The following is an 11,639-nucleotide window of genomic DNA, read 5'->3' as shown; positions in this document are numbered from 1 at the left end:
AAAGGCGCGCATGCATTTCTTCGAGGCCATCATCCTGGGTCTGGTGCAGGGGCTCACCGAGTTCCTCCCGGTGTCCTCCAGCGCCCACCTGCGCATCCTGGGCGAGCTCCTCCCGGGCGCCGAGGACCCGGGCGCGGCGTTCACCGCCATCACCCAGATCGGCACCGAGGCGGCCGTCGTGGTGTTCTTCTGGCGCGACATCGTGCGCATCATCGGCCAGTGGTGCCGGTCCCTCGTGGGCAAGGCGCCCCGCAACGACCCCGATGCCCGCATGGGGTGGCTCATCATCATCGGCAGCATCCCGATCGTTGTGCTGGGCCTGCTGTTCCAGGACCAGATCGAGACGGTGTTCCGGTCGCTGTGGCTCGTGGCCATCATGCTCATCGTCTTCGGTGTGCTGCTGGGCATCGCCGACAAGATCGGCGCCAAGCGTCGCGAGCTGAAGGACCTGACGCTGCCGCACGGCGTGGCGTTCGGGTTCGCGCAGGCCCTGGCCCTCATCCCCGGAGTCTCACGGTCGGGCGGCACCATCACGATGGGGCTGCTCCTCGGCTACAAGCGCGCGGATGCCGCCCGCTACGCGTTCCTGCTGGCGATCCCCGCGGTCTTCGGCAGTGGCTTCTACCAGCTGTTCAAGAGCTGGGATGTGCAGGGCCCGTTCAGCCTGCCCGAGACGCTCGTGGCCACCGTCATCGCCTTCGCGGTCGCCCTCGGCGTGATCGCGTTCTTCATGCGCTGGATCTCCAAGCGCAGCTTCCTGCCGTTCGTCATCTACCGCGTCGTGCTGGGCACGGTGCTGCTGGTGCTGCTGTCGATGGGCGTGCTGCAGCCCTGATCCCGACGGGTCAGCGCCGCGGCGGCTCGTCGCGTCCGGGCTTGCTCGGGCCCTCTCCGCCGCGGCGCAGGTACTTCTCGAACTCCTGCGCGATCGCGTCGCCCGAGGCCTCGGGGGAGTCCCACGTGTCGCGGGTGCGCTCGAGCTGGCGGATGTACTCCGTCATCTCCTCGTCGTCCGCGGCCGCAGCGTCGATCGTCGCCTCCCACGCCGCCGCCTCCGCCGCGAGCTGAGCCCGCGGCACGCGCGCACCGGTGAGGTCCTCGAGCTTGTCCAGCAGCGCCAGCGTCGCCTTGGGCGACGGGGTGTGTCCCGCGACGTAGTGCGGCACGCTCGCCCACAGTGACGCCGACGGGATGCCGGCGGCATCCGCTGCCTGGTCGAGCACGCTCAGGATGCCGACGGGCCCTTCGTAGGTGGACTTCTCCAGCTCGAGCTTGGTGCGCAGTTCCTCGTTGTGACTGCCGGCGAAGACCGAGATGGGGCGGCTGTGCGGCACATCGGCCATCATCGAGCCGAGCGAGACGAGGCCGGTGATGTCCTCGCGCAGTGCGACGTCGATGATCTCGCCCGCGAACGCCTGCCAGGCCCGCGCCGGCTCGACGCCGGTCAGCAGCCACAGCTGCGTGCCACGCGAGCGTCGCGAGGGGCGCCACAGTGTGGTTTCCGGCCAGTTGAGCACGCGACGGCCTTCGGCATCGAGGCTGATCTGCGGGCGGGTGTACTGGTAGTCGAAGTACAGCTCGGGGTCCACGGAGAAGACCGGCTCGTACGCTCCTTCCTCGCGCAGCAGTGCGACGGCTGCCGATGCGGCCTCGCCGGCATCGTTCCATCCGTCGAATGCCGCCACGAGAACGCGGCGTCCCAGTCCCTCCACACGACTCCCTTCGTCCCTCCCAGGATAGGCCGCGCGCTGCCGGGGCGGGCGGGAGGCGCCATGCGCCTCGGTACCATGGGGAGGTGACAGGCCCCGTTCCCACCCTTCGAGCCGTGCTGTGGGACATGGACGGCACCCTCGTCGACACCGAGCCGTACTGGATGGCCGCCGAGACGCCGCTGGTGGAGAGCTACGGGGGCACCTGGACGCACGAGCAGGCGCTGGGCCTGGTCGGCCTCGGCCTGCACGACTCCGCCCGGATCCTCCAGGACGCCGGCGTGCGCATGCAGGAAGACGCCATCGTCGACCACCTCACCTCCCAGGTGATGACCCAGCTGCGCGAGCTCGGCAATCCCTTCCGCCCCGGTGCCCAGGAGCTGCTCGAGAGCCTCCGCGAAGCCGGGATCAAGACGGGATTGGTCACGATGTCGCTGCGGCGCATGGCCGAGACCGTCGTCGCGCAGATCCCGTTCGAAGCGTTCGACGTCATCGTCGCCGGTGACGACGCCATCCGCCCCAAACCCTTCCCCGACCCGTACCTGCAGGCCTGCGAGGCGCTCGGCGTGCAGCCGTCCGAGGTCGTCGCGATCGAGGATTCGCCCAACGGCCTGCGCTCGGCCATCGCGTCGGGGGCCACCAGCCTCGGGGTGCCGCTCATGGTGTCCCTCACCGGCGTCGGCGCGCATGCGCTGTGGCCCACGCTCGCCGGCCGCACCGCCGCCGACCTCACCCAGCTCCATGCCGACCACCGCACGAAGGAGTCGTCATGACCGTCGACCTCACCCGTCCCACCGGCCCGTTCCGCTACGGCGACCGGGTGCAGCTGACCGGCCCCAAGGGCCGCCTGCACACGATCACCCTCCGCGAGCGCGGCGAGCTGCACACCCACCACGGTGTGCTGCGTCACGAGCAGCTGGTCGGGCTTCCCGACGGCTCCGTCGTCACCGGCAGCGGCGGCCACGAGTACCTGGCGCTGCGCCCGCTGCTGCGCGACTTCGTCATGTCGATGCCGCGCGGAGCTGCGATCGTCTACCCGAAGGATGCCGCGCAGATCCTTGCCTCGGCCGACATCTTCCCCGGGGCGACCGTCGTCGAAGCCGGCGTCGGGTCGGGTGCGCTGTCGCTGTGGCTGCTGCGCGCCATCGGCGCCACCGGTCGCCTGGTCTCGTTCGAGCGCCGCGAGGAGTTCGCCGAGGTCGCGCGCGCCAACGTCGAGACCTACCTCGGCACCCCGCCGGCGAACTGGGAGGTGGTCGTCGGCGATCTCGTCGAGTCGCTGCCGGGCGCCGTCGCCCCGGCATCCGTCGACCGGGTCGTGCTCGACATGCTCGCGCCGTGGGAGTGCATCGACGCCGTCGCCGACGCGCTCACCCCCGGTGGTGTGGTGCTCTGCTACGTCGCCACCGCGACGCAGCTGAGCCGGGTCGCCGAGTTCATCCGCGGCACGGGCCTGTTCACCGATCCCGAGGCCAACGAGACGATGGTGCGCGGCTGGCACGTGGAAGGTCTCGCGGTGCGCCCCGACCATCGCATGGTCGCCCACACCGGCTTCCTCCTCACCGCGCGGCGCCTGGCGCCGGGCGCCGTGCCGCCCGATGTGCGCAAGCGCGCGCTGAAGAAGCCCAGCTACGCCGACGAGGACGTGGAGATCTGGACCCCCGGGGCCGTGGGCGATCGCGAGATCACCGACAAGAACCTGCGCAAGCGCGTGCGGGAGGCTCAGCGCATCGCGGACGGCGCGCGCATCGCCGCGGGGACCGAGACGGACGCCGCCACCGATTAGGCTGTACCGGTGCGCAGGATTCCCGCAATCGCCGCCGTCGTCGGCGTCTCCACTCTGGCCCTCGTCGGCTGCTCGTCCGCATCGACCGAGGCGTCGTGCGAGCGCGCCGTCTCCGACGCGTCCGTCCTCGACCTGATCAGCGTCTCCGGCGACACCGTGGAGCTGTCCGCTCCCGTGCACGTCGAAGAGACCGTCTTCGAAGACCTCACCGTCGGAGAGGGCCCCACGGTCACCTCCGATGCGCAGGACGTCGTCTTCGACATCACCATCGTCAACGGCACGACGGGGGAGACGCTCGTCCAGAGCGGCACCCAGGTCGCGCCCGTGGCGCAGTGGGGCGAGTTCTACGCCGGCATCGCGACGATGCTCGACTGCGCGACCGAAGGGTCGCTCATCTCCGGTGCCATCGCGCCCGACGACCTCGCGCCCGAGGCGGCGGCGAGTCTCGGTCTCGGGGAGGACGACTCCGCCGTGTTCGTCATCGACCTGCAGAAGGTCTACCTCGACAAGGCCGACGGCGCCGCGCAGTACAACGACCGTCGCGGCATGCCGAGCGTCGTGCTCGCGCCCGACGGCACCCCCGGCATCATCATCCCCGACGCCGACGCGCCCGATGAGCTGGTCGTGCAGGTGCTGCAGAAGGGCGACGGTCCCGTCGTCACCGGCGAGCAGCCCGTGCGCGTGCACTACACCGGCGTCACCTGGGACGACCGCGAGGTCTTCGACTCCACGTGGGAGACCGGCACCTCGGCATCCCTGTCGCTGGACCAGGTCGTGCCCGGCTTCGCGGCCGCGCTCGAGGGTCAGACGGTCGGCTCGCAGATCCTCGCGGTGATCCCGCCCGACCAGGCCTACGGCGATGCCGGCCAGGGCGCTGTGCCGCCGGGTGCGACGCTCGTGTTCGTGATCGACATCCTCGGTCTCGACGAGGTGGCTGAGTAGCCGCAATGGCAGCCCCGTCCAGCCGCAGCGCGCCCGAGGAGCGTCTGGTCAACCTGCTCGTCGCCCTCATGGCGACCGACCAGGGGCTGACGAAGGACACCATCCTCGCGTCCGTCGCGGGCTACCGGGAGCAATCGGAGTCCGGTGCATCGAAGGACGCGCTGGAGAAGATGTTCGAGCGCGACAAGGAGAGTCTGCGCGGCCTCGGCGTGCCGATCGAGACGATCGGCGACTACGCCGACCCCGATGATCTGCGGGAGGCGCGCTACCGCGTGCCCAACGACGAGTACGCCCTCCCCGAGGACATCTCCTTCACGCCGGCGGAGCTGGCTGTGCTGGCCGTGGCCGGTGGCGTGTGGAGTGAGCGCTCGCTGTCGGCGGAGGCGCGCAGCGGCCTGCGCAAGATCCGCGCGCTGGGCAACGACGTCGACGAGCCCATCCTCGGGTTCTCGCCGCGCCTGAGCGTGCGCACCCCGGCCTTCGCCCCGCTGCAGCGGGCGATGGAGCAGTCGCGTGTCGTGTCGTTCCCGTATCTGAAGCCGGGGGAGGAGCGGCCGCTCCTGCGGCGCGTGCGTCCCCTCGCGCTGGTGGACTACGAGTCGCGCTGGCACGTGTTCGGATTCGACATCGATCAGGATGCCGAGCGCACCTTCCTGCTCTCGCGCATCGTCGGCGACGTCACCATCACCCGGGAGACGTTCGACGCCGCGCTGCGCGATGGTGCGGGCGACCGCGCCGTGGCCGGGCTGAACGAGGTCGCGGCCCGGCAGCAGGCGCTGCTGGAGGTCAACCCCGGCACCGAGGCGTCGCTCCGGCTGCGCCGGCGTGCCCAGCCCGCCGAGCAGGGCATCCTGGTGCCGTACGTCGACGCGCAGGTGCTGGCCGACGAGCTGGCCTCCTACGGCCCCGAGGTGCGCGTGGTGGAACCCGCCGCCCTGCGTGACGAGGTCATCCGCCGACTGCAGGCCACCGTCGACCTCCACGCCGATCACGACGGGGAGCACGCATGAGCGCCGCCCGGCCGCTGCACGCCACCGAGCGTGCCGCCCTCATCCTGCAGCTCGTGCCGTACCTGCTGGGCAAGGGCGAGGTGTCGGTCGCGGAAGCCGCCGACGAGTTCGAGGTCACCGCCGACCAGATGCGCGACATGGTGCAGAAGCTCACCGTCATCGGTCGTCCCGGTGAGGGAGGGTACTGGCAGTTGCCGGGTGACCTGTTCGACATCGACTGGGACCTGCTGGACGAACGCGACCTCATCGTCATCACCCACTCGGTCGGACTCGAGCGCTCGCCCCGACTGACCGCCCGCGAGGCGGCCGCACTGCTGGCGGGGCTGCAGCTGGCGGCGACGCTGCCCGGCGTCGGCGACCAGGGCGTCGTGCAGAGTCTGCTCGCCAAGCTCGCCCGGGGTGCGGCCAGCGCCCCCGCCGACGTGATCGTGGCCCCCGGCCCCGTCGACGACGTGCGGGTGACGGTGGCCGAAGCGCTCCGCGAAGGCGTGGCGGTGTCGTTCACCTATCAGGCCCCGGATGCCGCGCCCACCATCCGCACGGTGGATCCCGTCAAGGTGCACATCGCCGACGGCCAGTGGTACCTGCAGGGCTGGTGCCACATGCGCCAGGCGATGCGCACCTTCCACCTCGACCGTGTCAGCGACGTCGCCCTCACCGGCATCCCCATCGCCCACGGCGGCGAACCCGTGCCCGACCTTTTCGAGCCGGGGGCCGGGGAGGTCGCCGCGCGTGTGCGGTACCCGCACCAGATCGCGCCGCTGCTGGGCGACTACCTCGCGCGCGCCGACATCGTCGCCGAGGGCGACCGCGACACCGCCACCATGCGGGTGGCCGACGAGCAGAGCCTCAAGCGGCTCGCCGCCCGCCTCGGGGGCGAGGTCGAGGTGCTCGCCCCCGCCGGCGCCCGGCGCGCCACGGCCGCCTGGGCCGCCGCGGGACTCGCGCAGTACCGCTGAACCACGGCGCAACCTGCCGGGTTACACTGTTTTGAACCCCGATTCGAGGAGACCTCCATGGGCAACGCATTCGGATGGCCGCACCTGCTGATCATCCTCGCGGTCATTCTGCTTCTGTTCGGCGCGGCCAAGCTTCCCGCACTGGCCAAGAGCGTCGGCCAGTCGGCCCGCGTCTTCAAGGGCGAGATGAAGGCGATGAAGGACGAGGACGTCCCGGCCGCCACGACCACGACGCCTGCCGCCACGACGCCTCCCGTCGCCGGCACCGCGAACTCGACCGCCTCCACGACGGCTCCCGACAGCGCGAGCGGGCCCTCCGAACCAAAGCCGTAGCCCGAGGTGGCCACGGCCGAACGACAGCGGGTGGATGAACCGGACCCGCCTCGCCGCGAGAAGCGGATGTCCCTCGGGGCACACCTGTTGGAGTTGCGCAAACGGCTGATGATCGCCGCAGCCGCGCTCGTGGTGGGCATGGTGGTCGCCTTCTTCGTCACCGGTCCCGTGATCGAGTGGATCACCGGACCGATCCGCGTGATCGCAGAGCAGCGCGGCGACGATTTCTCCGCGCTGAACTTCGGCACCGTGACATCGGCGTTCGACCTGCGCATGCGGATCGCGTTCTCGATCGGCCTGTTCCTGTCGGCGCCGGTCTGGCTGTGGCAGATCTGGGCGTTCATCATGCCCGGACTCACCCGCAAGGAGATCCGCTACACCGTCGGGTTCGTCGCCGCCGCCATTCCGCTGTTCTTCGCCGGCTGCTACGTCGGCATGCTCGTGGTGCCGCACGTGATCGAGGTGATGTGGTCGTTCACCCCCGAGGGCGGTGTCAACTTCTACAACGCCGCGGAGTACTACGACTTCGTCTTCAAGCTGATGATCGTCATCGGCATCTCGTTCGTGCTGCCGGTGTTCCTGGTCGCACTGAACCTCGCCGGAATCATGTCGGGCCGCGCGATCCTCAAGGGCTGGCGCGCGGCCGTGCTGATCGCCACGATCTTCGCCGCCATCGCCACTCCCGCCGCCGACGCGGTCAGCATGCTGCTGCTGGCCGGCATCCTCGTCGTGCTGTTCTTCGCCGCTGCGGGCCTGTCGCTGCTGTTCGACCGTCGCCGCCGCAAGCGCGATGCGGCGCTGCTGCCGTCCGGACCCGCCCTGTGAGTGCGCCCAGCCCGGCGGAGCGGTTCGCCGCGGCCGACGACGCGCGCCGGCATCCGCTGACCACCGATTTCGCGGAGGGCCAGCGGTTCACGCTCGACCCCTTCCAGATCGCGGGATGCCACGCCCTCGAAGACGGGCGCAGCGTGCTGGTGGCCGCACCCACCGGCGCAGGCAAGACGATCGTGGGTGAGTTCGCCGTGCATCTGGCGATGCGCGAGCCCGGCGACAAGGCGTTCTACACCACGCCGATGAAGGCGCTGTCGAACCAGAAGTTCCGTGAGCTTCAGGAGGTGTACGGCGAGGACCAGGTGGGCCTGCTCACCGGCGACACCAACATCAACGGCAATGCGCGCGTCGTGGTGATGACCACCGAGGTGCTGCGCAACATGCTCTACGCCGATTCGCCCGCCCTGCGCGGGTTGCGGTTCGTGGTCATGGACGAGGTACACTACCTCGCCGACCGCTTCCGCGGTGCGGTGTGGGAAGAGGTCATCATCCATCTGCCGCCGAGCGTGCGGCTGGTGTCGCTGTCGGCGACGGTGTCCAACGCCGAGGAGTTCGGCGACTGGCTGGACACGGTGCGCGGCGACACCGAGGTGATCGTCTCCGAGACCCGGCCCGTGCCGCTCGAGCAGCACATGCTCGTGCGCGGCGACCTGCTGCCGCTGTTCGACGACCGCGCCGGCATCGCCACGGCGCAGGTCAATCAGGAACTCATGCGCATCCGGTCGGTCAAGGGCGCCACGTTCGAGGAGAACCGCCGCGCGCAGTCGATGAACAGCGCGCGCCACGGCGGGTACGAGCCGACCCACCGCCGCCCGCAGCGCGGCGGGCGCCGCCCCGTGCGACCCGGCAACGTGCAGCGGGTCGAGCGGCTGGACCGCCCGCAGGTCGTGCAGCTGCTGCAGCGGGCGAACCTGCTGCCCGCCATCTTCTTCATCTTCAGCCGCGCCGGCTGCGACGGCGCCGTGCAGCAGGTGCGCCGGTCGGGGCTGCGGCTCACCGATGCCGACGAGCGCGCCGAGATCCGCCGCATCGTCGAGGAGCGCACGCAGTCGCTCAACGACGAAGACCTCGGCGTGCTCGGCTTCTGGGAGTGGCGCGAGAACCTCGAGCGGGGCATCGCGGCGCATCACGCGGGTCTGCTGCCGACGTTCAAAGAGGTCGTCGAGGAGCTCTTCCGCCGCAAGCTCGTGAAGGTCGTCTTCGCGACCGAGACGCTCGCGCTCGGCATCAACATGCCCGCCCGCACCGTCGTGCTGGAGAAGCTCGAGAAGTTCAACGGCGAGGCGCGTGTGGCGATCACGTCGGGGGAGTACACCCAGCTCACCGGGCGCGCCGGGCGCCGGGGCATCGACGTCGAGGGGCACGCGGTCATCCAGTGGACAGAGAGCGTCGACCCGCAGGCGGTCGCCGCACTCGCGTCGCGTCGCACCTATCCGCTGAACTCGAGCTTCCGGCCCACCTACAACATGGCCGTCAACCTCATCGACCGGTTCGGCCGCGCCGAGGCCCGCGAGATCCTCGAGTCCTCCTTCGCCCAGTTCCAGGCCGACCGCTCGGTCGTGGGCCTGGCGCGGCAGGTGCGCGAGGCCGAGGAGTCGCTGGCCGGCTACCGGCAGGCGCAGACGTGCGACCGCGGAGACTTCGTCGAATACGCCGGGCTGCGACGGGAGCTCACCGACCTCGAGAAGCAGGGCCGCGCCGACCGCACCGCGCCTGCGAAGCTGCGGCGTCAGCGGCAGCAGGAGATGGAGTCGCTGCGTCGACGTCTGCAGCGGCATCCGTGTCACAGCTGCCCCGACCGCGAGCACCACGCACGCTGGGGTGAGCGGTACTACAAGCTCAAGCGCCGCACCGACAAGATGCGGCGGGAGATCCAGACCCGCACCGGCACGGTCGCCCGGGTCTTCGACCGCGTTGTGGACGTGCTCACGGCCCTGGACTACGTCGAGGTCGACGCCGCGGGCAAGACCTCCCTCACCGCCGCCGGCCGCACCATGCGCCGCATCTACGGTGACCGCGACCTGCTCGTGGCCGAGGCGCTGCGCCGCGGCATCTGGAAGAACCTGGATGCCCCCTCGCTCGCGGCCCTCGCCTGCTGCCTGGTCTACGAACCGCGCCGCGACTCGGAGGGGCCGGGGGAGTACGGCCTGCCGCGCGGTGCGTTCCGCACGGCGCTCACCGAGACGCAGCTGCTGTGGGCACGGTTGGACGATCTGGAGCGAGAGCATCACCTCCCCGGCACCGAACCGGTGGCCACCGGCCTCGCCCAGGCGATGTACACCTGGGCGCGCGGGGGCATGCTCGACCGGGTGCTGACCGAAGCCGATCTCGCCGCCGGCGACTTCGTGCGGTGGGCGAAGCAGACGATCGATCTGCTCGACCAGCTGTCGCTCGTCGCCGACGCGCCGGTCGCGACGACCGCGCGCAAAGCACTCGACGCCGTGCGGCGCGGCATCGTCGCCTACAGCGGCGTATGAGCGCCCGCCGCCGTCGCGAGCCCTTGCCGCGCCCGCTCCTGCCGCTGTGGGTGGCGCTGCTGGCCGCGCTCGTCGGCGGACCGGTGCTCGATCTCGCCTACCCCGACATCGGGTGGTGGCCGCTGGCGTTCGTCGGCGTGGCGTTCGCCCTGCTCTCGCTCATCGGCCGCTCCGGCGGCGGCGCGCTGCTGGTGGGCGCGGTGTTCGGCGCCTCGTTCTACTTCACCCACATCGTCTGGATCACCCGGTACCTGGGCCCCGTGCCCTGGTTCGCCCTCGCGGGTCTGGAGACGCTGTTCTGGGCGCTCGGGTCGGTGCTGATCATGCTCGCCTACCGGTGGATGCCGCAGGTGCGCGGCGGCACCTGGTGGCGCCTGCTGGCCCTTCCCGCCCTCGTGGCGGGCCTGTGGACCGCGCGCGAGCTGTTCATGGGCTCCTGGCCCTACACGGGGTTCCCGTGGGCGCGGCTGGGCATGAGCCAGTCCGAGAGCCCGCTGGCCCACCTCGCGTCGTGGCTGGGCGTGGCCGGCCTCACCTTCGTCATGGTCTTCGCCGTGGCCGCCGTCATCGAGTGGGTGCGGCTGGGGCGCTGGCGCGCGTGGCGCACGGCGCTGCCGAGTATCGTCGCGATCGCCGTGCTGCTGCTGACCCCCGCGTTCCCCACGACCCCCGCCGGCACGATGCGCGTCGGCGCGGTGCAAGGCAATGGCCCCACCGGGTACTTCGACGAGCGCGAGCCGTACGCGGTGCTGCAATCCCAGCTGGATGCCACGGAGCCGCTGCTGGACGAAGACCTCGACGTGCTGCTGTGGCCCGAAGGTGGCATCGACGCCGATCCGCTGCAGAACGCCTCGGTGGCGGTCGTGCTCGACCGGCTCGCGCGCACCCTCGACGCGCCGCTCATCGTCAACGCGGCCACGACGCGCGACGACGCCGGCTACAACACCTCGATGCTGTGGGTGCCGGGGGAGGACAACCCGGTGGCGCTGCACGACAAGCGCAATCCGGTGCCGATGGGGGAGTACGTGCCCGATCGCTGGTTCTTCGAAGCGCTCGTGCCCGACCTCGTCGGGCTGATCCAGCGCGAGTACACCCCCGGCACCAACCCGCCGCTGTTCGACGTCGACGGCATCGGGGTGGGCCTGGCGATCTGCTTCGACGTCATCTACGACGACGTGATCTGGGAGGGCGCCCGCGACGGCGCCCAGGTGTACATGCTGCAGACCAACAACGCCGACTTCCGCGACACCGACGAGAACCTGCAGCAGCTCGCCTTCGCGCGCATGCGCGCGATCGAGACCGGTCGGTCGGTGGTCAACCTCTCGACGGTCGGCACCAGCCAGGTGATCGCGCCCGACGGCTCCGTCATCGAAGGCCTCCCCGCCGGCGTGGCGGGTGCCATGGTCACCGACGTGCCGCTGCGCACCGGACTCACCCCTGCCGTCGTCGTCGGCGCCGCGGTGAAGCTCGTGCTCGGATGGGGGAGCATCCTCGCCCTCGCACTGCTCGCCGGCGCGCACCTGGCGCGCCGGCGGCGTGCCGCGGGAACGACGAAGACGCCGGCCCCCGAGGGGACCGGCGTCTCGAAGTGA

Annotated in this window: 11 protein-coding genes; 10 read left to right on the top strand and 1 reads right to left on the bottom strand. The window is 70.9% G+C overall.

Annotation, left to right across the window (positions count from 1 at the left end; genetic code table 11):
- Positions 1-10 precede the first annotated feature (10 nt).
- Positions 11-835 (top strand): undecaprenyl-diphosphate phosphatase, encoded by an 825-nt coding sequence (locus ACFVR6_RS12220; RefSeq protein ID WP_386963351.1) that lies wholly within the window; start codon positions 11-13, stop codon positions 833-835.
- A gap of 10 nt (positions 836-845) precedes the next feature.
- Here ACFVR6_RS12220 and ACFVR6_RS12215 read toward each other — a convergent pair whose 3' ends face one another.
- Entirely contained in the window at positions 846-1,712 is an 867-nt protein-coding gene (locus tag ACFVR6_RS12215; RefSeq protein ID WP_386963348.1) for a PAC2 family protein, read from the bottom strand.
- A gap of 83 nt (positions 1,713-1,795) precedes the next feature.
- Between ACFVR6_RS12215 and ACFVR6_RS12210 the strand changes: the two genes are divergently transcribed.
- From ACFVR6_RS12210 to lnt, 9 genes are all read left to right on the top strand, one after another.
- Positions 1,796-2,482 carry an HAD family hydrolase gene (locus tag ACFVR6_RS12210; RefSeq protein WP_386963345.1) on the top strand — a complete coding sequence of 229 codons (687 nt, stop codon included), beginning with the start codon at positions 1,796-1,798 and terminating at the stop codon, positions 2,480-2,482.
- On the top strand, positions 2,479-3,495 hold the full coding sequence (locus ACFVR6_RS12205) for a tRNA (adenine-N1)-methyltransferase (RefSeq protein ID WP_386963342.1): 1,017 nt from the start codon (positions 2,479-2,481) through the stop codon (positions 3,493-3,495). Before ACFVR6_RS12210 ends, ACFVR6_RS12205 begins: the two co-directional genes overlap by 4 nt.
- Positions 3,496-3,504: 9 nt before the next feature.
- Positions 3,505-4,437 carry an FKBP-type peptidyl-prolyl cis-trans isomerase gene (locus ACFVR6_RS12200; protein ID WP_386963339.1) on the top strand — a complete coding sequence of 311 codons (933 nt, stop codon included), beginning with the start codon at positions 3,505-3,507 and terminating at the stop codon, positions 4,435-4,437.
- Positions 4,438-4,442: 5 nt separating this feature from the next.
- On the top strand, positions 4,443-5,447 hold the full coding sequence (locus tag ACFVR6_RS12195; protein ID WP_386963336.1) for a helix-turn-helix transcriptional regulator: 1,005 nt from the start codon (positions 4,443-4,445) through the stop codon (positions 5,445-5,447).
- Entirely contained in the window at positions 5,444-6,406 is a 963-nt protein-coding gene (locus ACFVR6_RS12190; RefSeq protein ID WP_386963333.1) for a helix-turn-helix transcriptional regulator, read from the top strand. Before ACFVR6_RS12195 ends, ACFVR6_RS12190 begins: the two co-directional genes overlap by 4 nt.
- Positions 6,407-6,463: 57 nt before the next feature.
- Positions 6,464-6,739, top strand: a complete 276-nt coding sequence (gene tatA, locus ACFVR6_RS12185; protein WP_386963330.1) for a twin-arginine translocase TatA/TatE family subunit — start codon at positions 6,464-6,466, stop codon at positions 6,737-6,739.
- Positions 6,740-6,805: 66 nt separating this feature from the next.
- Positions 6,806-7,564: a twin-arginine translocase subunit TatC gene (gene tatC, locus ACFVR6_RS12180; protein WP_386963327.1), complete on the top strand. Its 759-nt coding sequence runs from the start codon at positions 6,806-6,808 to the stop codon at positions 7,562-7,564.
- Entirely contained in the window at positions 7,561-10,047 is a 2,487-nt protein-coding gene (locus ACFVR6_RS12175) for a DEAD/DEAH box helicase (RefSeq protein ID WP_386963324.1), read from the top strand. The genes tatC and ACFVR6_RS12175 overlap by 4 nt, the downstream gene beginning before the upstream one ends.
- Positions 10,044-11,639 carry an apolipoprotein N-acyltransferase gene (lnt, locus tag ACFVR6_RS12170; protein WP_386963321.1) on the top strand — a complete coding sequence of 532 codons (1,596 nt, stop codon included), beginning with the start codon at positions 10,044-10,046 and terminating at the stop codon, positions 11,637-11,639. Before ACFVR6_RS12175 ends, lnt begins: the two co-directional genes overlap by 4 nt.

The organism is Microbacterium sp. NPDC058021 (assembly GCF_042885955.1).
Taxonomy (GTDB): Bacteria; Actinomycetota; Actinomycetes; order Actinomycetales; family Microbacteriaceae; genus Microbacterium.
This window is presented reverse-complemented; position numbering and strand designations above follow the sequence as displayed.